Below are 22,364 nucleotides of genomic sequence, written 5' to 3' on the forward strand. Positions count from 1 at the left end.
GCGATCCGAGCCGCAGTCGGTGCCGCTGCTGTGGGCGCTCGGCCGGCTGTCCGCCGAGCGCGGGGACGTCCGCGGCGCGGCGGCGTACATGCGCCGCGCGTTGGCGCTCGACCGCTTCGATCGCGGCAAGCAGACGGAAGCGGTCGTGACGATGGCGCGGCTCGCGCGGGCGAAGCGGTCCGCGGCGCGCTTCGCGGAAGCGCGGCTGGCGGCCGGCGCCGCCGAAGCGTTCTACGCGGGCTTCGAAGCGCTCGACCGGCGCTACGCCGCCAACGGACGCCGCTTCGCGGTAACGCCCGACGCCGCGGCTGCCGCGGAGCAGAGCCGCCTGCTGACGGCCCGGCTCGCCGCGGACGCCGCCGCCGACTGAGGCGGGCCCGCGTAACTCGCGCGTCCGGGACCTCCGGCGCAGACCCGCACAAGCACGAACAAGGCCAACCGGCCCGGCCCGGTTGGCCTTGTTCTATTCTTGCGCCTTCATCGTCATCGCATTGTCCGTCTACCGTATTCGTCCCTGACCCATACCGTACCTGGCCGTCCCCTTCCCCGTCCTCGCAAGCACCCCGCCTCCAAGAACGGGCCTTTGCACCGCGAGGATTGTCCACTCCCCGCGGCGGCTCGCCGCATATAGTGAAGCAACTCACCACGAGGAGTGATGAAAAATGGCGTCCAAACGCGTCAAACCGCAGCCGTACGTGACCGGCTCCGGCAAAATGGTGCGCCGCGCGGTGCCGAGCAAGCTCATTCGGCAGACGGGACCGATCTTCGACCGGCTGACGGTCGTCTGGGTGCAGTTCAACGGCGTGCCCTTCGACACGACGGGCTTCTTCGCCCAGCTCGTCCGCAACGGCCGCGTCGTGTCCACGGCCTCGTTCGACCGCTTCGGCGTCGTGCGGTTCAACAACATCCCGACGCTGACGAACGTGTCGTACACGATCCGCACGTTCGACCGGAACGGCTTCCTGTTCCGCTCCCGCTTCATACCGGCGCGCGTCGAAACGTTCGCGATCATCGGCTGACTTTATGCGCGATCCTCATTCCCGACAACGGCAGCGCGGCTCTTCCGAAGCAGAAGGGCCGCGCTGCCGTTCCATGTCCGCGGCGGCCGGCGGTCATCCCCCGAACGCTTCCCGGAACGCCCGGCACAGCTTGTCGCGTTCCACGCCCCACAGCTCGGCGATGTCGGCGCTGACGTTCTCGTCCCACCAGTCGGAGAGCAGTCTGCGGTTGCTGGCATTCTCATGGATGAACCGGTAGTTCAAAAACACCTTCTGCACGTAGAGCTTCTCGGCCAGCTCCATTTTGTCCTTCGGAATGTAAGCGCCGAGCCGCTTGACGGCGCGGTACAGCTCGTTTTCGCAGGCCCGCTTGATTTTGCGCGCGCTGGGGAAGACGGTCTCGTGCTTCTTGGCGGGACCGGATGGCTTCATCGTCACCGACTCCTCTCTTACCCCTATATATGCGCCCGGCGGGCGATGCGTCACCGGCCGTCCGGGCTAGCGGCGGCCGTACCTTTCGATGCGGAAAAAGAAGAGAACCTTACCGCCATTCGCCGTCGCACGCGGCGCGCCATACCGCCGGCAACGGCAAGAAGACCGGCCGCGTTCGCGGCCGGTCTTCGCGTTCTTCCATTACGTTTTCCGGGAGATTCAGAGCCAGGCTCGGGCCCCGCCAATATCGCGAAGCGAACGGGGCGTTTGCCGAAGCCTTGCCTTGACCGCGCCGCCCTAAGCCCTGCGGCGCTTCTCGACCGCGTCTCACAGCACCGTGATGTACCCCACCATCGGCCCGCCGTTCGCGAGCGACGTATGCGTCAGGCATTCGATGGCGAACGTGCCGCGCTGCTCCGCCGTGAAGCGCACCACCGTCGTCTGCCCCTTGTTGACTTCGCCCTTCACGCCGAGCTCGTGAATGACGAACGGATGCGACGCGCCGTTGACGCCGGTGATCCGCAGCTCCACGGCTTCGCCTTGATGCACGACGATGGAGGCCGGATCCCAGCGGTACACCTCCAGCTCCTTGCCGTCCTTCGTGGTCGTCTTGAATTCGCCGGTCACGAGTTCGAATACGCGCATCTCCCGCGGGGCGGACATGGCGTCGCGCGACGCCGTCCACTTCAGGCAGACGGCCGCGAACGCGATCGCGAGCAGCAGCAGGTAGACGAGCCGAAGCTGTTTTTTGCTGACGACGAACATCTTGGGCATGCCGCGTCTCCTTTCCGTTATCGGTCTGCTTGTCTTACTGCCAGTCTATGACCGGACTTGGCCCGCGATGCCTGCGGTGGAAGGCATGTCCGCAAATATGCTAGAATACCGTAAGAGAGAGAGACGAAATCATCCATGTACGGCATAAGCGACGCTAGAGTAAACGACGGACGGGAGATGGAGCATGCTTCATGATTTGATTAACACCTTGTTGGATTGGATTGAAAGTCTCGGGTATTTCGGCATTTTGATCGGACTGATGATCGAGGTGATTCCGAGCGAAATCGTGCTGGGCTACGCGGGCTACCTGGTGTCGCAGCATTCGATTTCCTTCGTGGGCGCGTTCCTGTTCGGCCTCGTGGGCGCCGTCGCGCAGCAGTGGATTCTGTACGCGATCGGGTATTACGCCGGCCGCCCGTTCTTCGAGAAGTACGGGAAGTATATCAAAATCAAACCGAAGCATCTCGATCTGGCCGAGCAGTGGTTCCAGCGGTACGGGGACGGCATCGTGTTCACGGCCCGGTTCGTGCCGGTCATGCGGCAGGTCATCTCGGTGCCGGCGGGCATCGCGCGCATGTCGTTTTGGCGGTTTACGATGCTGACCGGCATCGCCTCCGTTCCGTGGGTGCTCCTGTTCGTCTATTTGGGCCGTTCGCTCGGCGATAATTGGCAGAACATCGACGAGAAGGCGGCGCCTTACGTGCAGCCGGCCATCTTGATCGCCATCGCGCTGCTGATCGTCTACGTCGTGTACAAATTGCTGAAGCGCAGGGGCAAATCGCTCTGAACCGTTTGTGCGGGACTAAGGCGGTTTGATACAATGGAAGCGACAGGCAGACTTGGAATCGAATAAGCCCGAACGGGCGATAGGGAGGCATCCTACTATGGGGAAAAACGTAGCGAACAAGCTGGGCAAAGGCATCAGCCCGCAGCAATTCGTCGACGGCATGACGAAGAACCAGGACGCGTTCAAGGACTGGGGCAGCCGGTTCGAATGGGCGAACGCGGAGGATCGCGAGTTCTTCGCGTCCCTGAATAACCGCGACGACCTGCGCAGCGTCATCATCGCCGCGGATTGGTGCGGCGACGTCGTGCGCAACATTCCGGTCGTGTTCAAGGCGCTGGAGCTGACGGGCATGCCGGTGGACGTGCTCATCATGGAAGAGCATCTCGACGCGATCGACCAGTTCCTGACGTACGGCGGACGCTCCATCCCGGTCGTGCTGATCGTCGACACCGGCGGCGCCGTGCTCGGCCAATGGGGACCTCGCCCGACCTACATACAAGAGCCGATGGCGGCATTCAAGCAAGCCAATCCGGACCGCGACGCCGCGGACTACCAGGAGAAGCTGGCGGCAACCCGCCAAGAGATCGGACGCCGCTACGGCGAAGGCACGGCGTATCAGCAATTGATCGTCTCCGAGCTTCGCGAGCTGCTCGCTTCCGTCTAAGATGAACATCGAGACGTTTACGCTCGGCCCGCTGCAGACGAACTGCTACCTGATCACCGAGGAAGCGGGCAAGCGGGCGTTCGCGGTCGATCCCGGCATGGGACCGAAACGCTTGATCGCGCGCATCCGCGAACGCGGGCTGGAGCTGGAAGCGATCGTGCTGACGCACGCGCATTTCGATCACATGGGCGGCGTCGAAGAGGTGCGCCGGGCGTTCGGCTGCCCGGTCTACCTGCACGACGAGGAAGCCGACTGGCTGGAGGACGCGCGGAAGAACGGTTCGGCCCGCTGGTCGGACGTCACGCCTCCACTGACGACGGCGCCTGCGGAATACGCGCTGGCGGAGGGGCAGCGGCTGGAGCTGATCGGCCGGACGTTCACGGTGCTGCATACGCCGGGGCACTCGCCGGGCAGCGTGAGCCTTCTGTGCGGCGGCCATCTGATCAGCGGCGACGTGCTGTTCAAGCAGTCCGTCGGCCGCACGGACCTGCCGGGCGGCAAGGAGCGCGACTTGTACGATTCCATTCGGACGAAGCTGTACAAGCTGGATCCGGCGGTTCGGGTCTATCCCGGCCACGGGCCGCAGACGACAATCGGATTTGAAATGGCCAACAACCCTTACGTGCCGGCCTAGCGCCGGCACGAAGGGTTCTATTCGTTATTGATGGAGGAATCGCAACGTGGCTGAGACGAAGCAGCGGTTGAAGGATGAAGAGGCGGAAGGCGCCTCCGGCAAAATCGAGCTGACGCCGGAAGAGCGGGCGGCGGAACAGGCGGCCATCGTCAAGCGGGTGTCGGCGGAGCTGAACCTGCCGCACGGCAAAGTGAAGGCGGCGGTGTCGCTGCTGGACGAGGGCAACACGATCCCGTTCATCGCCCGGTACCGGAAAGAGATGACCGGCGAGCTGGACGAGAACGAACTGCGGTCCATCGAAGAGAAGCTGCAGTACATGCGCAACCTGGAGACCCGCAAGCGCGAGGTCGTCCGCCTGATCGACGAGCAGGACAAGCTGACGGAGGAGCTGCGGGGGGCGATCGTCGCGGCGGCGAAGCTGCAGGAGATCGAGGACCTGTACCGCCCGTACCGGCAGAAGCGCAAGACCCGGGCCAGCGTCGCGCGGGAGAGAGGGCTCGAGCCGCTCGCGCAGTGGCTGCTGTCTCAGCCGCGCCAAGGCGAGCCGCTGAAGGAGGCGGCCCGTTACGTCGATGCCGGCAAGGGCGTCGACGCGGCGGAGGACGCGCTGCAGGGCGCCATGGACATCATCGCGGAGCAGCTGGCGGACGACGCCAAGACGCGCGCCTGGGTGCGGCGCTATACGTTCGACCACGGCGTGCTGCGCACGGAGGCGAAGGACGCTTCGCAGGAGACGGTCTACGAGATGTACTACAGTTATCAGGAGCCGCTCAAGAAGCTGCCGCCGCACCGGACGCTCGCGATCAACCGCGGCGAGCGGGAGGACGTGCTGCGCGTCGCGCTGGACGTGCCGGCGGACAAAATCCGCGACTACATGGACCGCCAGCTCGTCCGTGTGGGCACGGCGCCGGAGGTGCGCGCGGCGCTGGTCGCGACGATCGAGGACGCCTATAAGCGGCTGATCGCCCCGTCCGTCGAGCGCGAGGTGCGCGGCGAGCAGACGGAGAAGGCGGAGGAGCACGCGATCGGCATTTTCTCGGCCAACCTGCGTAATCTGCTGCTGCAGCCGCCGGTGCGCGGCAGCGTCGTGCTCGGCGTCGACCCGGCCTTCCGGACGGGCTGCAAGCTGGCGGTCGTCGACGAGACGGGCAAGCTGCTGGAAGTCGCCGTGTCCTATCCGACGCCGCCGAACAACAAGGTGGCGGAAGCGGAGAAGCTGATCAACGGCTTGATCGACCGGTACGGCGTGGGCTTGATCGTCATCGGCAACGGCACGGCGTCGCGGGAGACGGAGCAGTTCATCGCGGGCCTTATCGGGAAGCGGAAGACGGACAAGAAGGCGGGGGCGGGCGACCTCAAGTACATCATCGTCAACGAAGCGGGGGCGAGCGTGTACTCGGCCTCGAAGCTGGCCGCCGAGGAATTTCCGAAGCTGGACGTCGCCGAGCGCAGCGCCGTGTCCATCGCCCGGCGGCTGCAGGATCCGCTGGCCGAGCTCGTGAAGATCGAGCCGAAGGCGATCGGCGTCGGGCAGTACCAGCATGACGTCAGCCAGAAGCGGCTCGAGGAGACGCTCGGCGGCGTCGTGGAGTCGGCGGTCAACCACGTCGGCGTCGACGTCAACACGGCCTCGCCGTCGCTGCTCGCCTACGTGGCGGGCATCAACGCGACCACGGCGAAGAACATCGTGAAGTTCCGGGAAGAAACCGGCGTCTTCACCGACCGCAAGATGCTGCAAAAGGTGCCGCGGCTCGGCGCGAAGACGTACGAGCAGTGCATCGGCTTCATCCGCGTGCCCGAAAGCGCCAATCCGCTCGACCGGACGCCGATTCATCCGGAATCGTATGCCGTCGTGGACAAGCTGTGCGCCGAGCTGGGGCTGAAGCTGGGCGGGCTCGGCAGCGAGCCGTTCCGGGCGGCGCTCGCCGCGCTGAAGCCGGACGAGATCGCCGCGCGGATCGGCGTCGGGGCGCCGACGCTGCGCGACATCGTGGACAGCCTGCTGCGTCCCGGCCGAGACCCGCGCGAGGAGCTCCCCGCGCCGATCTTCCATACCGACGTGCTCAGCATCGAGGACTTGACGCCGGGCATGGAGCTGCAGGGCACCGTGCGGAACGTCATCGACTTCGGCGCGTTCGTCGACATCGGCATCAAGAACGACGGGCTCGTCCACATCTCGCAGCTGAGCGGCAAATTCGTCAAGCATCCCCTGGACGTCGTGGCCGTCGGCGATACGGTGACGGTCTGGGTGCTGAACGTCGATCTCAAAAAAGGCCGGGTCGGCTTGACGATGCGCAAGCCGGGCTGACCGGCGCCCGCGGAAGCAGCTGCCCCGGAGCGCCAAAAAAAGGGTGTTATCTCCGAGCAGTCGCGGACGTCCGTCACTGCAGAGAGATAGCACCCTTTTCCTTGAACGCCGACCGTCCAAGCGCGCGTCGTTTATAAGCTTGCGGAATCGTCTTCGGGCCGTTGAGTGGTACGATAGAAATACCAGCAGTCGTTCAGCAGCCGGATCTGCCGGCGGTCCTTCTTCAGGAACGCGCGCATCAGTTGGTTGCACAGCCATTGCGGCATCGCCGTCGCCCTCCTTCCAGTCATCGCTCGTTGTACTAATCAGTGTATGGAAGTAGGCGGATGTCCGTGCAAGTCCAACTGCCGCGCGCGCAACAAAAGTCGGTTTTTCGCGTTTTACTGCTCGTATTCTTCTTCGTACCACTGCTCGAGCTGCGCCTGCAGGGCGCGGATCTCCGTCAGCAGCGAGACGAGGGGGTACGATTTCTCTTCAATGGAGGCGAAGTCGCGTTCCAGCAGGTTCAGATAATCCAGGCCGGAGTGGACGGCGATCGACTTGTCGTGCAGTTCGACGTCCGCGCATTCGGCGATCGCGTAAGGCAGCGCCGGCACGCGGCTGGCCGTCAGCTTGTCGATCTCTTTATGGAGGCGAAGATTAAGCGCGCTCAGCTGGTACGCGTGCGACGCGGGCATTTCGACGAAGGACACCTCCTGCCCGTGTTTCATGACGATGTATCGCATAATTGCCATAGTGATGAATCTCCTTTCGATAGGATTCCGAGTAAAGCCTCTTGACAGTGTAGCGTATTCGTCCTTTAAAATTCAAGTATAACCGGGTAAGGAGATTGAAGATGCAGGATCAAGTGTTGCAGGAATGGGTAGAGCGGGTGTCGCTGCAATATTTCGGCTTGCCGTTCCGCCACCGCGCTTCCTTTAACGGAAGGCTGAAGTCCACGGGCGGCCGCTACTTCACCAAGACGCACGATATCGAGATCAGCCCGCACCAGCTGCGCAACTTCGGCGAGGAAGAGACGGAGAAGATCATCAAGCACGAGCTGTGCCACTATCACCTGCATTTGCTGAAGCGAGGGTACAACCATCGCGACGACGACTTCAAGCAGCTGCTGGCGAAGGTAGGCGGGACAAGGTACTGCAAGGCGCTCCCGGCGGGCGAGAAGCGCAAGGCCGAGCCGTACCGGTTTAAGCTGCAGTGCCGCAGCTGCGGGATGGAGTATATGCGCAAGCGGAGGGTGGATCCGCGGCGTTACGCGTGCGGCAAATGCCGCGGACAACTGGTGCTTTTTCAGCTTGACTTCGCTTCCAAGACATGATACATTATTGCTTGTCACTAATTGCTATTCCCTGATAGCTCAGTTGGTAGAGCACTCGACTGTTAATCGAGTTGTCACAGGTTCGAGTCCTGTTCGGGGAGCCATTTCTCTTGGAGAAGTACCCAAGTGGCTCAAGGGGACCCTCTGCTAAGGGGTTAGACTGCGTAAGTGGTGCGAGGGTTCGAATCCCTCCTTCTCCGCCATTTTATTGGCTTAAGGCCGCAGGGCCGTTTTAGCAAGTCCGAACTCGCGATCCAAGGAGAACGGACGTTAGGCAAGGCCCGTTGGTCAAGTGGTTAAGACACCTCCCTTTCACGGAGGTAACAGGGGTTCGAGTCCCCTACGGGTCACCAATTGAATACTCGATATGACATTCATATCGCTTTGCGGTCGTGGTGGAACGGCAGACACACCATCTTGAGGGGGTGGCGCTCACAAGGCGTGAGGGTTCAAATCCCTCCGACCGCACCAACCTTAACTTGGACAAGTCCTTTAATCGAAAGGGCTTTTTTTATTGCCGCCATGCGTCCTTCGATGCCGGAGCCAGGGGCTCTGCATACGAAGAAGGGCCGCTTCGTTGCATAGACCGTCAGGCTATCGCGAACAATACGGGTTATGTCGGCTGGACAGCCGGAGAGCCGTCCGTTCAACCGGGCCGATGACGGGGAAGCGTTTCGCGTACGTGCCCCCTATGGTGCTCAAAAAAAGTCTTGCCATCGCCCCGCGGGTTCGCTATAATAACTTTTGTTGTTCGCGAAAAGCTTGTCGAAAAACAACAAGACGCGGCCCGTTGGTCAAGTGGTTAAGACACCTCCCTTTCACGGAGGTAACAGGGGTTCGAGTCCCCTACGGGTCACCATTTCAATCTCTTCCTGCGAGTCATTAGCTCAGTTGGTAGAGCACCTGACTTTTAATCAGGGTGTCGTAGGTTCGAGTCCTACATGACTCACTTTTCCTTTTTCGATATGGACAACTTCATATCGCACTCCGCGGTCGTGGTGGAACGGCAGACACACCATCTTGAGGGGGTGGCGCCCACAAGGCGTGAGGGTTCAAATCCCTCCGACCGCATCGAAGCAGGGCCGGTTTTCAGAATGGCGATCATTCTGGGGACCGGCTTTTTCGCGTTTTCAGGCGCAGGTGATAGTGTAGGCGATCGGGCTACCGTGCCGGGAGGTTTTTTTGCGTTCGGGACTGTATGCGGGGCGGGGTCTTCGTTTACAATTGTAAGATGCTGGACAACCCGGCGGAAAGGATGCCGCACTCATGCTTAAAAAACTATTGACCGTGCTTTCGCCGGCGCAGCTCATCTCGGCGGCGTATCTCGTGGTCGTCATCCTCGTCGGCGCGGTGCTTATGCTGCCGGTCAGCTTGAAGGCGGGCGTCTCGATCTCGCCGCTCGACGCCATGTTCACGTCGGTCAGCGCGATCAGCGTCACGGGATTGACGACGATCGGGACCGGAGATACGTTCAGCGGCTTCGGCATCGCGGTGCTGCTCGTCGCCTTCCAGTTCGGCGCGATCGGGATCATGACGCTCGGCGCCTTCTATTGGATGCTCATGGGCCAGCATATCGGCCTGCTGCAGCGCAAGCTGATCATGATCGACCAGAACCGCAACAATTTGGCGGGCCTTGTCGAGCTGATGCGGCTCGTGCTGCTTATGTCGCTCGCGATCGAGCTGATCGGCACGGCGCTGTTCGCCGTCTATTTCTATGCGAGCGGGTATTCGCACAGCGTGGGCCACGCCTTGTATTACGGCTTGTTCCATGCCGTCTCCGCCTATACGAACGCCGGCTTCGACTTGTTCGGCGACTCGCTGATTCGTTATTCCGGCAGCTTCTACATCCAGATGCTGACGATGGCGCTGATCTTCTCCGGCGCGATCGGTTTCCCGGTGATGGCGGAATTCTGGCAATACGTGCGGAGACCGAAAGGGAAGCGGTTCCGCTTCTCCCTGTTCACGAAGCTGACGCTCGTCACGCATGTCGTGCTGCTGTTCGGGGGCGCGTTCGTCATCCTGCTGACGGAAACGGGCCATTCGTTCACGGCGCTGTCCCCCGGGCGGCAGGTCATGAACGCGTTGTTCCTCTCGGTCACCTCGCGCAGCGCCGGGCTGACGACCGTCGACGTGTCGACGCTGCACCAGGCTACGCTGCTGCTGGTCTCCGGCCTGATGTTCATCGGCGCGAGTCCGTCCAGCGTCGGCGGGGGCGTGCGGACGACGACGATCGCCGTCATCTTCGTTACCATCGTCATGTTCTTCCGGGGCGAGCAAACGCCGCGGGCGTTCGGCCGTTCGTTCAACCGCGAGGACGTGACGAAGAGCTTCGTCTTCTTCATGCTGTCGCTGCTGCTCGTGACGGCGGGCATCTTCGGGCTGCTCATCTCCGAGAAGCATAAGTACGACCTCTCGGCGGTCATCTTCGAGGTCACCTCCGCCTTCGGAACCTGCGGCATGTCGACGGGCATCACCGCCTCGCTGCATCCGCTCGCCAAGGTGACGCTCATGCTGCTCATGTATTTCGGCCGCATCGGCATGTTCCTGTTCATCTCGCTGTTCCAGGCGCGGAAGAAGCAGACCGGCATCAAATATCCGGAAGAGAAGCTGATCATCGGCTAGACCGTCGGGCGGTTTGTCTCCGGCGCGGCGCTCCTTTATAATCAGATGGAGTGAAGCGACTTCAGGGCAGGAAGGGAATGGACCAGATGACGGAGCTGTACCATGTGCTGGGAGCCAAGCAGTTCGACCGGGCGTTTCTGGACGAGCTGTTCGCGGCGGCGGAGGAAATGGAGCGGGTGGCCGATGAAGGCGGCGAGCAGCGCTACCCGAACAAAATCATGAGCACGCTGTTTTTCGAAGCGAGCACGCGGACGCGGTTTTCCTTCGAGTCGGCGATGCACCGGCTCGGCGGCCGGGTCATCGGAACGGAGAACGCGAGCCAATTCTCCTCGACGATCAAAGGGGAGACGCTCGAGGACACGATCCGGATCATCTCGGGCTACAGCGACCTGATCGTCCTGCGGCATACCGAGATCGGGGCGGCCAAGCGGGCGGCGGCGGTATCGGACGTGCCGGTCATCAACGCGGGCGACGGCTCCGGGGAGCATCCGACCCAGGCGCTGCTCGATCTGTACACGATTCAGAAGGAGCTCGGCGGCATCGAGGGCGCGCAGATCGCGATGATCGGCGATTTGACCTACGGCCGGACCGTGCATTCGCTCAGCTACCTGCTGGCCAATTATCGGGACGCGCGCATTACCTTCGTTTCGCCGGACAACGTGCGCATCCCGTCTTACGTGAAGCGGTATTTGGACGAGAAAGGCGTCGCGTACGCGGAGACGGCCGATCTGGAGAGCCTCGCGGGCGTCGCGGACGTGTTCTACCAGACGCGCATCCAGAAGGAGCGGTTCCCGTCGCTCGAGGAGTACGGCAAGGCGGAAGGCAAGTTCATTATCGACCGCGCCCTCGTCGATGCCATGAAGCGCAGCGCGCTCATCCTGCATCCCTTGCCGCGCGCCGGCGAAATCCATCCGGACGTCGACGCCGATCCGCGGGCGGCGTATTTCCGCCAGGCCCAGAACGGCTTGTATATCCGGATGGCGCTTATCGAGCGCTGCTTCGGCGGCAGGCGGTAATCCCAGGGCAGGACGCGTACAAGGGAAAGAGCCTTCCCGCCGGCGGCGGGAAGGCTCTTCTCATGCTTCGGCTATGGGTTATTGCTTCGTCAGAATGATCGGGCCGTCTTCGGTGATCGCGATCGTGTGCTCGTACTGGGCCGAGAGGCCGCCGTCGATCGTCCGCGCCGTCCAGCCGTCGGCGTCGATCTTGCTCTGCCAGGCGCCGGTGTTCAGCATCGGCTCGACCGTCATGACCATGCCGGCTTTCAGGCGAATGCCGCGTCCCGGCGGGCCGTAATGCGGCACCTGCGGCTCTTCGTGCATGTCTTGCCCGATGCCGTGGCCGATGAAGTCGCGAACGACGGAGAAGCCTTGCGCTTCGGCATACTGCTGGATCGCGTTCGACACGTCGCCCATGCGGTTGCCGACGACCGCCTGCTCGATGCCTTTGTACATCGAGGCCTCGGTCACTTCCAGCAGCTTCGCCGCTTGCTCGGAGACGCTGCCGACGGGATAGGACCAGGCGGAATCCGCCAGCCAGCCGTTCAGGTTGACGACCATGTCGATCGTGACGATGTCGCCGTCCTTGAGCGGCGCCGCGGACGGGAAGCCGTGGCAGATGACGTCGTTGACGGACGCGCAGGTCGCGAACGCGTAGCCCTTATAGCCCTTTTGCTCCGGCGTGGCGCCGTGCTGCTTCAGAAACTTCTCGACGAACTGGTCGATTTCCTGCGTCGTGACGCCCGGTTTGACCATCGTCCGGATTTCGCGGTGGCAGGCCGCCAGGATTTCGCCCGCCTTGCGCATGTGTTCGATTTCGTCTTTTGTTTTTAGAATGATCATGCTACACCTCTTTAATCGCTTATTATAGAGAAAAATACGGTCAAGGTAAAGAAACGGGCCGTCCGCGGACGGACGCAAAACTTACGGCAAAGGAGTCGTTGCGGATATGAAACCGGTGTTGGCGAGAGTGGAAGCCGTCCTGATGGCGGACCACGGCGTGAAGAGCTTCGAGACGAGAAGGTTGGCGGAGGCGGAGCTGGATTTCGGCGGCATTCGCGGGGACCGGCACTTCGGCATGACGGCGAAAGCCGACGTCCGGCAGCCGGAATATCCGAGGGGGACGGAGATTTTCAACCGGCGGCAGCTGACGATCGTCTCCGCGGAGGAATGCGCGGCCATCGCCGAGGCGCTTGGCATTCCGCAGGTGAAGCCGGAGTGGCTGGGCGCGAATCTGCTGCTGTCGGGTCTGCCGGACCTGACGGCGCTTCCGCTCGGCTCGCGGATGATCTTCGAGAGCGGCGCGGGCCTGAACGGACAAGGGGAGAACTTCCCGTGCCGGGAGCCCGGGGAGCTCGTGCAGGCGAATCACCCGGACCATCCGAAGGTCGCCTCTCGCTTCGTGAAGGCGGCGTACCGGAAGCGGGGTATCGTCTGCTTCGTGGAACGGAGCGGCATCGTCCGGCCCGGCGACGCGGTCCGGATCTGGGTGAACGACGGAACGCTGCAGTAACCGGGGCCGAGCGGGACCGGGCGGTGGCGCAACGCGGGCCGGCTACCGCTCGCGGAAGGCCGCCGGCGAGACGCCGTACTTCTGCCGGAAGACGCGGTAGAAGTACGAATAGCTGCCGAAGCCGCACGTCTCCGCGACCTGCTCGAGCGTCATGCTGCTGTATTTGATCCGCTCGATCGCCATGGATAAGCGAACGTTTTGGGTATACTGTATGATGGTCAAGCCGAAGCATTCCTTGAACAGGTGAACGGTCCGCGACACGCTGAGGCCGACATGGGCGGCGACGTCCGCGACGGTGAAGGAGAGCGCGGCTTGTTCGTCGATGAAATTTTTCATCCGCGTCGCGATGAACGACTTGCCCTGCAGCTCGGACTGCGTGTCCGCGGCGCGGTCGAGACCGAGGCAGAGCGCGCGGAGCAAGTAATCGGCGAGCTCCGAATCCTCGTTCTCGAAGCGGCGCTTCTCCAGGATCAGCGCCTGCCAGAGCGACAGCCACCGCTCGTCCGGAACGACTTTGACCCGCTGCAGCCGCTCCTTGCGGTTCCACCAGTGATCGAGCCATTCGCCCCGGCAGATGACGAAATAATCGCCGCTCGAGACGCCGGGCCCGGCGCCGGACGACTCGTCCTGCGGCTGAGCGGACACGTTCAGGCTGTAGGAATCGCCCGGCTTGAACATCAGCAGGTCGCCGGCTTGGATGCGCTGCATCCGTCCGTCGACGAGCGCCTCGCAGGCGCCCTCGGTCTGCAGCCGGAAGAGGTAGGCGCGCAGCCCCTCGGGGTTGGTCATCTGAAACGGCTGCGTGTGGTAGGAATAGCCGCAGCTCATGATTTCGGCGTACACGGGACAACCTCACTTTGTAGCAATATTGGACATGTCATGGTTATATAATACATCTTGTTAACGCTCGTAATCCACTATAATGGGTGTCAGATCGGTAAACCAACCACGCGTGAACGGCGCTCGCGCCGGGACGCGGAAGGAAAGGACGATAACGAAGATGAAAATCGGATTGCAGCTGTACACGCTTCGCGACGAAACGGCGAAGGACATGAAGGGCACGCTCCGCAAAGTGGCGGCTATGGGCTACGAGGGCGTGGAATTCGCCGGCTACGGCGACGTTCCGGCCGAAGAAATGCGCGACCTGCTTCAAGAGCTGAACCTGGTGCCGTTCGGCAGCCACGTGGGCCTCGCGAACCTCGAGAACAAGCTGGAGGAAGAAATCGCCTACCTGAAAACGATCGGCGCGACGTACGTCGTCTGCCCATGGATCTCGCCGGACAACGTCGCCCAAGGGGAATCGTTCTGGCGCGCGCTGATCGACAAGTTCGCCGGCATCGGCGAGCGTCTGAAGCAGGAAGGGCTGCAGTTCGCCTACCATAACCACGATTTCGAATTCGCGCTCAAAATCGACGGGGAATTCGTCTTCGACGCCATGTACACGAAGCTGCCGGCCGATCTGCTGAAGGTCGAGATGGATATCGGCTGGGTGCAATATTCGAACCAGGATCCGCTCGCGTACATCGCGAAATACGCCGGCCGCCTGCCGCTGCTGCACTTGAAGGATTTCCGCAAGGGCGAGCCGGGCAAGCAAATCGACACGGTCGAGCTCGGCCGCGGCGATCTGGCCTTGAACGACATCATCGCCGCCTCGGCGAAAGCGGACGTGGAATGGATCGTCGTCGAGCAGGACACGTGCGCGAACCCGCCGCTGGAATCCGTGCAGACGAGCATGGACTGGCTCAAGGCAAACGGTCACAAGGCGTAAACGAAGCGGGGATGGGTGCGCGCGTTCAACCGAGGTTGGGCCCGCGTCGCGTCATATCGCGATTAACGATTCATTAGGGAGAAGGAGCAAGCTATCATGACAACCATTCGCGTAGCCGTCGTCGGCTGCGGCGCGATCGCGCAGCGCCGCCATATTCCGGAATACGCCGTCAACCCGAACGTCACGCTCGTCGCGTTCGTCGATCCCGTGCTGGAGCGGGCGAACAAGCTCGCCGACGAGTTCGGCGCCAAGGCATTTGCCTCGTACGAAGAGATGCTGAACGAGATCAAGCCGGACGCGGTCAGCGTCTGCACGCCGAACTATCTGCACGCGCAGGTGACGATCGCGGCCGCGAACGCGGGCGCGCACGTGCTCGTCGAGAAGCCGATGGCGTCCACGGACGAAGAAGCGGCGGCGATGATCGAAGCGGCGAGCAAGAACGGCGTATACCTCATGGTCGGCCATAACCAGCGCCTGATGCCGCCGCACGTGAAGGCGAAGGCGATTCTGGACAGCGGCGTGCTCGGCCGCGTGCTGACGTTCCGCACCTCCTTCGGCCACCCCGGTCCGGAAGGCTGGAGCGTCGACGGCAAGGGCAGCTGGTTCTTCCGCCGGGAAGAAGCGATCATGGGCGCCATGGGCGACCTCGGCGTGCACAAGTCCGACCTCATCCGCTACCTGCTGAGCGACGAAGTGGCGCAGGTCACGGGCTTCATCGGCACGCTGGACAAGAAGGACACGGATATCGACGATAACGCGACGTGCCTGCTGCGGATGAAAAGCGGCGCGATCGGCACGCTCGTCGCCAGCTGGACGTATTACAAGGGCGAAGACAACAGCACGGTGCTCTGGTGCGAGAACGGCGTCATGAAGATCGGCACGGATCCGCACGATCAGATCATCGTCGAGCTGCGCAACGGCTCCGTCGAACGGCACAACGTCGGCGCGATCAGCACGAACGAGAAGCAGCAGACGAGCGGCGTCATCGACGCGTTCGTGGAATGCCTCGCGACGAACACGCCGCCGAGCATTTCCGGCGAAGAAGGACGCAAGTCGCTGGCCGTCATCCTTGCGGCGTTCGAATCGCAGGCGACGGGCAAAGTCATCAGTCTGTAAATCGGCTCGCGGCGCTGCGATGCGGGACCTCATACGTTCCGGCGCACGCTCGCGCCGGCCGCAAAAAAGCCCGGCTTCGACCATTGGTCGAAGCCGGGCTTTTCGGTAGGGGCGAATCAAGCTTTGTACACGAGCGGATTGAGCTCGGACGCGGCCAGATCGCCCGGCGCGAGGCCCGGGAACCAGGCCCGCAGATCGTTTTGCCGCGCGCTGCTGTCCGGCTCGGCGATGCGGACGCCGTCCGCGACGTAGATGATCGTCATGACTTCGCGCATCGTCTCGGACGGGTTGCCCGGGGCGGAATGCAGCGTCCAGCCGGCATGGAACGTCGCGTCCCCGGCGGCGAGGGCGCCGTAAGTCGTCGTAGGCAGCTGCTTGCCCGCGATGAACGAACCCAGCGTCTTGTGGGACTCGTCGGAGATCGCTTGGCGGCTCATGTAGCCGAGCTTCTGCGATTCGTCGACGAACGTCATCGAGCCGACCTCTTCGGACACCGGCACGAGCGGCATCCAGAGCGTGATCGTGTGCGGCGTGTCGAGCGGCCAGTACACTTGGTCCTGATGCCAAGGCGTATGCCCGCCGCCCGGCTCCTTGAACAGCGCTTGGTCGTGATAGATGCGGACGCCGTCGACGCCCATCAGCTCGGCGGCGATTTTCGCGAAGCGCCTTGCCATGACGAACCGTTTGGCGCCTTCGTCCAGCTGCCACAGGTTGCCGATTTGGATGAAGGCTTTGCCGTACGTGTCCCGCTCCGAGACGGGCTTCGTGTGGTAATCGCGCTCGCGGACGACGCCGGAGATAATGGGCTCGTACGCCGCGATTTCGTCTGGCGTCGCGACGTGCGCCAGCTTGATGTGGCCGTTCCGCTGGTACGAAGCGATTTGCTCCGGCGACAGCGGATAATCGGATTGCAGCGAAGGAAGCTGCGCGTAGTCGGTTTGGATGGCCATGTCGGTCTAACGTCTCCTTTGGGGAACATCCGGACGGATGCAGGTTGGAATGACTCCATTATAGAGCGCGGCGCGCGGGGAATCTTTGTACCAAACCGCTGACTCTTTTGTCAAAAACGACTACCCCGTCTATAATGGATTCGAAGGAGAACGCATCGCGCGGAAAGGATGAAAGCGCTTGTTTCTGTCCGAATTGTTGGTTCGCCATCCGGTCGTGCCGTACGTCCGCGAGGGCGACTATGCCGTCCGCACCCCGTGGACCGTGGCGGCCCGCCGGCTGCTCGATTACTTGCTGGTCTACATTCAGGAAGGCGAATGCCTTTTTCACGTCGACGGCGAGCCTTACGAGTTCCGGGCCGGGGAGTTTTGTCTGATTCAACCGGGGAGCTTGACGGTGCTCGAGGGAAAAACGAATTCGATCACGCCGTTCGCCCACCTCGACTGGTTCTATGACGACTTTCGCGAGACGCGGTATCCGACGCGGCCCGGCCAGGTCGATCTGGCGCCGTACCGGCATCTGCTTCAGCCGCGGCTAAACGACCTGCAAGGCGTCCATATCCCGGTCAAGCTTCGGCCGAAGCAGCCGGTGCAGCTGCGCGACCGGTTCCTCGAGGTGGTCGAGAATTGGCAGAACCGCAGCCCGCTCGCGCAGCTTCGCGTCCAGACGCTCGCGTCCGAGCTGCTGCTCGCGATCCTCGACGATCACACGGAAGGGCTGAAGGAAGCGGAGCGCGCCGCGCCGCAGCCGCTCAGCTGGGTCACGTCGTTCATGTCGTTCCGCTTGTCGGAGCCGCTGTCCGTGCAGGAGATGGCGGCGCGCGCGAATTTGTCGCCGTCCCGCTTCAGCGCGAAGTTCAAGGCGCAGTTCGGCGTCGCCCCGCACCGGTATTTGCTGCGGCTGCGCATTCAGTACGCCCGGGAGCTGCTTCGCCATACGGCGCATTCCTTGGAGGACATCGCGGCTTATTGCGGGTTCGCCGACGTCCACCATTTCGCCAAGACCTTCAAGAAAGAAGAAGGGAGGGCGCCCGGCGCCTACCGGAGCGGCGGCGGGCCGACGTGAGCGTTCGGGAACGGGCGGGCGAAGGTGGACAAGCACGATCGGGCGAACGAAAAAGCACGGACCCTCCCGCTGCGGAAGAATGCCGTGCTTGATCGGCTTGATCGGCCCGTTTACGGACGGATGAATTCCTGCGTCCAATACGGGTTCATGCTGCCGCCCTTGGCATAACCGACGCCAAGCTTGGTGTAGTTGGGGCTGAGAATGTTTTGGCGGTGGCCCGGGCTGTTCATCCAAGCGGTCATGACGGCTTGGACGCCCTGCTGGCCCGCCGCGATGTTCTCGCCCGCGTACGAATAGCTGACGCCGAACGATTTCATCATATCGAACGGACTGCCGTACGTCGGCGATTGATGGTCGAAATAGCCTTTGTCCCGCATGTCGACCGACTTGGCCTGCGCGACCTTGTTCAGCTCGGCGCTGAGCGTCAGCGGCTGAACGCCGGCTTTGGAACGCTCCGCGTTCACTTGCTGAAGAATTTGGTTCGCGATGCCGGAATCGACCGTGCCTGCGCCGCCGCCGGCTGCCGTGCCTGTACCTGCGCCGGTACCCGTACCCGTGCCCGTGCCTGTGCCGGCGTTCGGGTTCCGATAATTCCCGGCGTTGCCCGGATAACCGGTATTGCCCGCGTTGCCGTTGTAATACCCGTTGCCCGCGTTACCGGCGCCCGCATTGCCCGTATTGCCGGTCGTGCCGTTGTAGTAGTTGCCCGCGCCCGGTACCAGCTGGCGCAGCCAATCGTTCAACGGATTGACGTCCACGCCTTTGGCGCGAAGCGTGCGGTCGTTGTCGTACGTGGTGACGTTGTTCGGCCTGTCGGTCCGCGCGTACATCGGCAGACGGTCGACGGAGTTCGTGCGAATGCGTTGCGCTTCTTTGCTTGCCGAGTGATACGTCCCGTTCGGCGTCGTGCCCCTGACGGAGTTATAGATGAGTGCCCCTACCCCGAAAGCCAACACGATGCCCAGCAGCGTTCCGAAAAATCTTTTCATCTGAGTATCAAGCTCCTTTCTAACCACTAATATGTTCAGCGGCAAAAAGGGCTATGCGACTCGGACGCGAGGGAGTTCAAGCAAAATGCTCCACGATCAGGACGTCGCGTCCCGCCAGCCGGACGTCGCCGGAGACGGCCCGGCCCGTGATCAAATCGGTGCCGGATAAGCCGTCCAGGCGGACGGTCGCTTCGTGCTCGTTATGGTTCAGCACGAACAGGTACGACTTGCCGTCGCGTTCGCGGCGCGTCACTTCCACGCCGGGCGCCTTGCCCGGAAGCGGCCGGATGCCCTTCGCGCGGCACATTTCGCCGAGCAGGCCCTGCAGGAAGGCGGCGTCGGGGGCGGAGGCGACGTACCACGCTTCGCCTTCGCCGAACCGGTTGCGCGTCAGCACCGGCATGCCGCGGTAGAAATCCTCGCCGTATTCCGCCAGGACGTCCGCGCCTTCGGCATGGATCAGGTCGCAGAGCAGGGAACAGGAATAAGCGCCTTCCAGCGCGCCGTGCGCTTCCTTCATGACGATCGCGTTCGTGCGGCCCGGGAACAGCGCGTCGATCTCTTCCGCCCAGATGCCGAGCAGCTTGCGCAGCTCGCCCGGGTACCCGCCGAGCGCGACGAGGTCGTTCTCGTTCACGATGCCGCTGAAGAACGTGGTCAGGAACGCGCCGCCGTTCGCGACGAACCGTTCCAGACGGTCGGCCATGCCCGGCTTGACCATGTACATGACCGGCGCCAGCACGATGTCGTACCCCGCCAGCTCGTCCTCGAAGGAAATCAGGTCGACCTGATGCCCGAGCTCGTACAGCGCGTCGTAGTACCGCTGGATTTCATTGACGTACTTCAGGTCGACGGACGGTCCGCTCGACAGCTCGATCGCCCACCGGTTCTCCCAGTCGTACAGGATCGCGATGCGGCTCGGAAGCCGAGTGCCGAGCAGCTTCGCGCCGAACCGGTCCAGCTCCCGCCCGAGCTCCGCGCATTCGCGGAAGACGCGGGTATGCTCGTGGCCGGCGTGCTCGATCAAGGCGCCGTGGTATTTCTCGCAGGCGCCGACGGAGCGGCGGAGCTGGAAGAACATCACGCTGTCGGAGCCGTGCGCCACGGCCTGGTAGCTCCACAGCCGCATGACGCCGGGGCGCTTCAGCGTGTTGTAGGCCTGCCAGTTCTGCTGGCTCGGCGTCTGCTCCATGAGCAGGAACGGCCGGCCGCCCTTCAGGCCGCGCATCAGGTCGTGCGTCATGGACGTGAAGCTGACCGGCGTATCCATGCCGGGATAATTGTCCCAGGACACGATGTCCATTTCCTTCGCCCATTTGAAGTAGTCGAGCGGCTTGTACGTGCCCATGAGGTTGGTCGTGACCGGGACGTCCGGCGTATGCCGGCGGACCGCGTCGCGCTCCAGCTTATAGCAGTCGAGCATGCCGTCGGAATTGAAGCGGGCGTAATCGAGCGAGATGCCCTGAAAGTTCGTGCGCGTCTCGGCCCATTGCTCGGACAGCGCGTTCGGGGGGACGATCTCGTCCCAGTCGTAGAACGTATGGCTCCAGAAGCGGGTGTTCCACTGCTCGTTGAGCTTCTCGAGCGTGCCGTATTTCCGTTGCAGCCAGACGCGGAACGCCGCGGCGCAGTTGTCGCAATAGCAGTCGCCGCCGTATTCGTTGGAGATATGCCACAGCAGCAGCGCGGGGTGGTCCTTGTAGCGGTCTGCCAGCTTGTCCGCCAGACGTTCGGCGTACATGCGGTAGGAAGGGCTGTTCGGGCAGGAATTGTGCCGGCCGCCGAATTTGCGCTTGCGGCCTTCGAAGTCCGTGCGCAGCACGTCCGGATGACGGCGGGCCATCCAGGCCGGATGGGCGCCCGTGCCCGTGGCCAGGCAGGCGTGAAGGCCGTTGTCCGCCAGCATGTCCATGATGCGGTCGAGCGTCGAGAAATCGTACGTATCTTCGGCCGGCTGAATCATCGCCCACGAGAACACGTTGACGGTGGCGACGTTCATGCCGGCAAGCTCCAGCATGCGCATATCCTCCGGCCAGACGGAAGGATCCCACTGCTCCGGGTTGTAGTCGCCGCCATATAACATTTTGGGCAGAAGCGTCGTGTCCATGTTTTAAGCTCCCCTTTGCTGTGAATAGTGATAATAAGTCCATTTTATGGTATGCTTGTCCGTAAGGATATATAAAATACGATTGGCAGGATATGATAATATGGAACAGCTGGATGAACATCGCATCTTGCAGGCGAATGCCCATCGGAACCGTTACATGTTTACGCTCGGCGAATTCGATTTGCCGTTATATATGGACAGCATCGGCTACAATCCGGATCAGGAATCGGTCGACCGGACGAAAGGCTATCCCAATTTTCATTGGCTGCAGACGCTGGAGGGCGAAGGGGAGTTCTTGCTGAACGGCCGCCGGTATGCGCTTCCCCCGGGCAACGGCTCGCTGCTCTTTCCCGGCGTGCCGCACGCCTACGCCGCCAAGGGCGGCAGGAAGTGGTCCACCCTGTACGTGACGTTCGGCGGCGAATTGGCCGGCTCCATGCTGGCGGCGCTCGGCATCCGGCATACGGAATGGCTTCATTGGAACCAGGACGCGCCGATCACGTCGCAGCTCGTGCAGATGATCGAATTGGTGCAGAAGGACGAGGACCGGACGGGACTGAACGCCTCGGCGGCGCTGTACCGGTTCCTGACGATGGTGAAAATTTACGGCCAGAAGGGCGGGCGCTCGTCCGTCCATCAGCATCTGGAGAAGCTGGACCCGCTGCTGCACTGGCTCGACGAGCAGTACGGCGACCCCGAGATCGGGCTGCCCGACATGGCGACGCAGCTCGACATCAGCCCCCGGTACCTGAACTCCCTCTTCCGGCAAGCGTTCGGCATTACGGCGTACGCGTACCTGATTCGACTTCGCATCATGAAGTCTAAAGAAATGATGAGCTTCGGCGACAACAAGCTCTCCATCAAAGAAATCGCCCAGCTGTCGGGATACCGGGATTCCAGCCATTTCATCGCGGCATTCGGCAAAGCGGAAGGCATGACGCCGGAGCAGTTTCGCAAGCTGCACGGGCTTATGATATGAACGAGACGAACGGAGCGGAAACGAAGATGACGGAATTGAAAGCATGCGCGGTCTGCGGCACGGAAAAGCCGCTGTCCGCTTATACGAAGCGGTCGGGAGGCGCGGGAAGGCGCGGCACCTGCCGGGCGTGCCTGCGCAAGCGCAAGCGCGACGTGACGCTTCCGGCCGGAGCGGAGGGACCGACGGCGATGACGTCCGCGGCCGCGGAGACGGCGGACCCGGCCCCGGCGCGGCAACAGCCGCGGACGGCGGCGATCGCGGGCGAACCGGCCGCGGCGGCGGAGATCGCCGCCGCCGAGGGCGGCGCCTTCGAGGGCGAGACGCCCGCGAAGCCGAAGCGGAAGCGG

General features: G+C 62.8%; 24 protein-coding genes and 7 tRNA genes. 22 read left to right on the forward strand and 9 right to left on the reverse strand.

Features of this window, described 5'->3' with window-relative positions; translation table 11 throughout:
- Both I8J29_RS31200 and I8J29_RS31205 read left to right on the forward strand, forming a co-directional pair.
- On the forward strand, positions 1-370 hold a 370-nt coding region (locus I8J29_RS31200; RefSeq protein WP_208851197.1), incomplete at its 5' end, for a hypothetical protein.
- Between the two features lie 292 nt (positions 371-662).
- On the forward strand, positions 663-1,019 hold the full coding sequence (locus tag I8J29_RS31205) for a hypothetical protein (protein WP_208851198.1): 357 nt from the start codon (positions 663-665) through the stop codon (positions 1,017-1,019).
- Between the two features lie 93 nt (positions 1,020-1,112).
- On the opposite strand, the gene I8J29_RS31210 is transcribed toward I8J29_RS31205, so the two are convergent.
- Positions 1,113-1,430 carry a dehydrogenase gene (locus I8J29_RS31210; protein ID WP_208851199.1) on the reverse strand — a complete coding sequence of 106 codons (318 nt, stop codon included), beginning with the start codon at positions 1,428-1,430 and terminating at the stop codon, positions 1,113-1,115.
- A 327-nt stretch (positions 1,431-1,757) separates the two neighbouring features.
- Positions 1,758-2,204 (reverse strand): cupredoxin domain-containing protein, encoded by a 447-nt coding sequence (locus I8J29_RS31215; RefSeq protein ID WP_208851200.1) that lies wholly within the window; start codon positions 2,202-2,204, stop codon positions 1,758-1,760.
- A gap of 184 nt (positions 2,205-2,388) precedes the next feature.
- Here I8J29_RS31215 and uptA point away from each other — a divergent pair, with 184 nt between their 5' ends.
- The 4 genes from uptA (at position 2,389) to I8J29_RS31235 (ending at position 6,597) form a co-directional block, all read left to right on the forward strand.
- Positions 2,389-2,991: an undecaprenyl phosphate transporter UptA gene (gene uptA / locus I8J29_RS31220; RefSeq protein ID WP_208851201.1), complete on the forward strand. Its 603-nt coding sequence runs from the start codon at positions 2,389-2,391 to the stop codon at positions 2,989-2,991.
- Positions 2,992-3,088: 97 nt separating this feature from the next.
- Positions 3,089-3,655 carry a thioredoxin family protein gene (locus I8J29_RS31225; RefSeq protein ID WP_208851202.1) on the forward strand — a complete coding sequence of 189 codons (567 nt, stop codon included), beginning with the start codon at positions 3,089-3,091 and terminating at the stop codon, positions 3,653-3,655.
- Position 3,656: 1 nt separating this feature from the next.
- Positions 3,657-4,289, forward strand: coding sequence for an MBL fold metallo-hydrolase (locus I8J29_RS31230; RefSeq protein ID WP_208851203.1), 633 nt, complete (start codon positions 3,657-3,659; stop codon positions 4,287-4,289).
- Between the two features lie 46 nt (positions 4,290-4,335).
- A complete protein-coding gene (locus tag I8J29_RS31235; protein ID WP_208851204.1) occupies positions 4,336-6,597 on the forward strand; it encodes a Tex family protein in 2,262 nt (753 codons plus the stop codon).
- A 131-nt stretch (positions 6,598-6,728) separates the two neighbouring features.
- Here the strand turns inward: I8J29_RS31235 and cmpA are convergent, their stop codons facing one another.
- Together cmpA and I8J29_RS31245 are read right to left on the reverse strand one after the other, a co-directional pair.
- Complete coding sequence (gene cmpA / locus I8J29_RS31240; RefSeq protein ID WP_090640650.1) at positions 6,729-6,863, reverse strand: cortex morphogenetic protein CmpA; 135 nt, start codon at positions 6,861-6,863, stop codon at positions 6,729-6,731.
- 114 nt (positions 6,864-6,977) lie between these two features.
- Positions 6,978-7,331, reverse strand: coding sequence for a hydrolase/acyltransferase (locus I8J29_RS31245; RefSeq protein ID WP_208851205.1), 354 nt, complete (start codon positions 7,329-7,331; stop codon positions 6,978-6,980).
- 101 nt (positions 7,332-7,432) lie between these two features.
- Here I8J29_RS31245 and I8J29_RS31250 point away from each other — a divergent pair, with 101 nt between their 5' ends.
- The 10 genes from I8J29_RS31250 to pyrB all read left to right on the forward strand — a co-directional run bounded on the left by I8J29_RS31250 (position 7,433) and on the right by pyrB (position 11,550).
- Entirely contained in the window at positions 7,433-7,912 is a 480-nt protein-coding gene (locus I8J29_RS31250) for a SprT family protein (protein WP_208851206.1), read from the forward strand.
- A gap of 28 nt (positions 7,913-7,940) precedes the next feature.
- Positions 7,941-8,016, forward strand: a tRNA-Asn gene (locus I8J29_RS31255).
- Positions 8,017-8,024: 8 nt separating this feature from the next.
- Positions 8,025-8,115, forward strand: a tRNA-Ser gene (locus I8J29_RS31260).
- Between the two features lie 75 nt (positions 8,116-8,190).
- Positions 8,191-8,265, forward strand: a tRNA-Glu gene (locus tag I8J29_RS31265).
- Between the two features lie 33 nt (positions 8,266-8,298).
- A tRNA-Leu gene (locus I8J29_RS31270) sits at positions 8,299-8,383 on the forward strand.
- 313 nt (positions 8,384-8,696) lie between these two features.
- Positions 8,697-8,771, forward strand: a tRNA-Glu gene (locus I8J29_RS31275).
- A 17-nt stretch (positions 8,772-8,788) separates the two neighbouring features.
- A tRNA-Lys gene (locus I8J29_RS31280) sits at positions 8,789-8,861 on the forward strand.
- 40 nt (positions 8,862-8,901) lie between these two features.
- Positions 8,902-8,983: transfer RNA gene (locus I8J29_RS31285), tRNA-Leu, on the forward strand.
- A gap of 195 nt (positions 8,984-9,178) precedes the next feature.
- Positions 9,179-10,534 carry a TrkH family potassium uptake protein gene (locus tag I8J29_RS31290; protein ID WP_208851207.1) on the forward strand — a complete coding sequence of 452 codons (1,356 nt, stop codon included), beginning with the start codon at positions 9,179-9,181 and terminating at the stop codon, positions 10,532-10,534.
- Between the two features lie 77 nt (positions 10,535-10,611).
- Complete coding sequence (gene pyrB / locus I8J29_RS31295; protein WP_240546613.1) at positions 10,612-11,550, forward strand: aspartate carbamoyltransferase; 939 nt, start codon at positions 10,612-10,614, stop codon at positions 11,548-11,550.
- Between the two features lie 78 nt (positions 11,551-11,628).
- Here the strand turns inward: pyrB and map are convergent, their stop codons facing one another.
- Positions 11,629-12,375: a type I methionyl aminopeptidase gene (map, locus tag I8J29_RS31300; RefSeq protein WP_208851208.1), complete on the reverse strand. Its 747-nt coding sequence runs from the start codon at positions 12,373-12,375 to the stop codon at positions 11,629-11,631.
- Between the two features lie 106 nt (positions 12,376-12,481).
- Between map and I8J29_RS31305 the strand changes: the two genes are divergently transcribed.
- On the forward strand, positions 12,482-13,045 hold the full coding sequence (locus tag I8J29_RS31305) for an MOSC domain-containing protein (RefSeq protein ID WP_208851209.1): 564 nt from the start codon (positions 12,482-12,484) through the stop codon (positions 13,043-13,045).
- Positions 13,046-13,087: 42 nt separating this feature from the next.
- On the opposite strand, the gene I8J29_RS31310 is transcribed toward I8J29_RS31305, so the two are convergent.
- Positions 13,088-13,888, reverse strand: a complete 801-nt coding sequence (locus I8J29_RS31310; protein WP_208851210.1) for a helix-turn-helix domain-containing protein — start codon at positions 13,886-13,888, stop codon at positions 13,088-13,090.
- A gap of 148 nt (positions 13,889-14,036) precedes the next feature.
- Between I8J29_RS31310 and I8J29_RS31315 the strand changes: the two genes are divergently transcribed.
- Complete coding sequence (locus I8J29_RS31315) at positions 14,037-14,813, forward strand: sugar phosphate isomerase/epimerase family protein (RefSeq protein ID WP_208851216.1); 777 nt, start codon at positions 14,037-14,039, stop codon at positions 14,811-14,813.
- A 96-nt stretch (positions 14,814-14,909) separates the two neighbouring features.
- Entirely contained in the window at positions 14,910-15,929 is a 1,020-nt protein-coding gene (locus tag I8J29_RS31320; RefSeq protein ID WP_208851211.1) for a Gfo/Idh/MocA family protein, read from the forward strand.
- A 116-nt stretch (positions 15,930-16,045) separates the two neighbouring features.
- On the opposite strand, the gene I8J29_RS31325 is transcribed toward I8J29_RS31320, so the two are convergent.
- On the reverse strand, positions 16,046-16,879 hold the full coding sequence (locus I8J29_RS31325) for a phytanoyl-CoA dioxygenase family protein (protein WP_208851212.1): 834 nt from the start codon (positions 16,877-16,879) through the stop codon (positions 16,046-16,048).
- Between the two features lie 178 nt (positions 16,880-17,057).
- Here I8J29_RS31325 and I8J29_RS31330 point away from each other — a divergent pair, with 178 nt between their 5' ends.
- Positions 17,058-17,942: an AraC family transcriptional regulator gene (locus I8J29_RS31330; RefSeq protein WP_240546615.1), complete on the forward strand. Its 885-nt coding sequence runs from the start codon at positions 17,058-17,060 to the stop codon at positions 17,940-17,942.
- Positions 17,943-18,052: 110 nt separating this feature from the next.
- Here I8J29_RS31330 and I8J29_RS31335 read toward each other — a convergent pair whose 3' ends face one another.
- Both I8J29_RS31335 and I8J29_RS31340 read right to left on the reverse strand, forming a co-directional pair.
- Positions 18,053-18,931 carry a CAP domain-containing protein gene (locus tag I8J29_RS31335; RefSeq protein ID WP_240546616.1) on the reverse strand — a complete coding sequence of 293 codons (879 nt, stop codon included), beginning with the start codon at positions 18,929-18,931 and terminating at the stop codon, positions 18,053-18,055.
- A 76-nt stretch (positions 18,932-19,007) separates the two neighbouring features.
- The gene (locus I8J29_RS31340) at positions 19,008-21,038 is read right to left on the reverse strand and encodes a beta-galactosidase (protein ID WP_208851213.1); all 2,031 of its coding nucleotides are present in this window, start codon (positions 21,036-21,038) and stop codon (positions 19,008-19,010) included.
- 100 nt (positions 21,039-21,138) lie between these two features.
- Here I8J29_RS31340 and I8J29_RS31345 point away from each other — a divergent pair, with 100 nt between their 5' ends.
- Both I8J29_RS31345 and I8J29_RS31350 read left to right on the forward strand, forming a co-directional pair.
- Positions 21,139-22,017 carry an AraC family transcriptional regulator gene (locus I8J29_RS31345; RefSeq protein WP_177222127.1) on the forward strand — a complete coding sequence of 293 codons (879 nt, stop codon included), beginning with the start codon at positions 21,139-21,141 and terminating at the stop codon, positions 22,015-22,017.
- The coding region (locus I8J29_RS31350) for a hypothetical protein (protein WP_208851214.1) at positions 22,014-22,364 on the forward strand (351 nt) is incomplete at its 3' end. The genes I8J29_RS31345 and I8J29_RS31350, both read left to right, overlap by 4 nt.

It is taken from the genome of Paenibacillus artemisiicola (genome assembly GCF_017652985.1).
GTDB classification, from domain to species: domain Bacteria; phylum Bacillota; class Bacilli; order Paenibacillales; family Paenibacillaceae; genus Paenibacillus_Z; species Paenibacillus_Z artemisiicola.

Coding starts and splice junctions, on each gene's coding strand:
- I8J29_RS31340 (WP_208851213.1), bottom strand. CDS start 21,038: ATGGACACGACGCTTCTGCCCAAAATGTTATATGGCGGCGACTACAAC.
- I8J29_RS31305 (WP_208851209.1), top strand. CDS start 12,482: ATGAAACCGGTGTTGGCGAGAGTGGAAGCCGTCCTGATGGCGGACCAC.
- I8J29_RS31335 (WP_240546616.1), bottom strand. CDS start 18,931: ATGAAAAGATTTTTCGGAACGCTGCTGGGCATCGTGTTGGCTTTCGGG.
- I8J29_RS31250 (WP_208851206.1), top strand. CDS start 7,433: ATGCAGGATCAAGTGTTGCAGGAATGGGTAGAGCGGGTGTCGCTGCAA.
- I8J29_RS31345 (WP_177222127.1), top strand. CDS start 21,139: ATGGAACAGCTGGATGAACATCGCATCTTGCAGGCGAATGCCCATCGG.
- I8J29_RS31215 (WP_208851200.1), bottom strand. CDS start 2,204: ATGCCCAAGATGTTCGTCGTCAGCAAAAAACAGCTTCGGCTCGTCTAC.
- uptA (WP_208851201.1), top strand. CDS start 2,389: ATGCTTCATGATTTGATTAACACCTTGTTGGATTGGATTGAAAGTCTC.
- pyrB (WP_240546613.1), top strand. CDS start 10,612: ATGGACCAGATGACGGAGCTGTACCATGTGCTGGGAGCCAAGCAGTTC.
- I8J29_RS31205 (WP_208851198.1), top strand. CDS start 663: ATGGCGTCCAAACGCGTCAAACCGCAGCCGTACGTGACCGGCTCCGGC.
- map (WP_208851208.1), bottom strand. CDS start 12,375: ATGATCATTCTAAAAACAAAAGACGAAATCGAACACATGCGCAAGGCG.
- I8J29_RS31320 (WP_208851211.1), top strand. CDS start 14,910: ATGACAACCATTCGCGTAGCCGTCGTCGGCTGCGGCGCGATCGCGCAG.
- I8J29_RS31245 (WP_208851205.1), bottom strand. CDS start 7,331: ATGGCAATTATGCGATACATCGTCATGAAACACGGGCAGGAGGTGTCC.
- I8J29_RS31225 (WP_208851202.1), top strand. CDS start 3,089: ATGGGGAAAAACGTAGCGAACAAGCTGGGCAAAGGCATCAGCCCGCAG.
- I8J29_RS31325 (WP_208851212.1), bottom strand. CDS start 16,879: ATGGCCATCCAAACCGACTACGCGCAGCTTCCTTCGCTGCAATCCGAT.
- cmpA (WP_090640650.1), bottom strand. CDS start 6,863: ATGCCGCAATGGCTGTGCAACCAACTGATGCGCGCGTTCCTGAAGAAG.
- I8J29_RS31290 (WP_208851207.1), top strand. CDS start 9,179: ATGCTTAAAAAACTATTGACCGTGCTTTCGCCGGCGCAGCTCATCTCG.
- I8J29_RS31230 (WP_208851203.1), top strand. CDS start 3,657: ATGAACATCGAGACGTTTACGCTCGGCCCGCTGCAGACGAACTGCTAC.
- I8J29_RS31210 (WP_208851199.1), bottom strand. CDS start 1,430: ATGAAGCCATCCGGTCCCGCCAAGAAGCACGAGACCGTCTTCCCCAGC.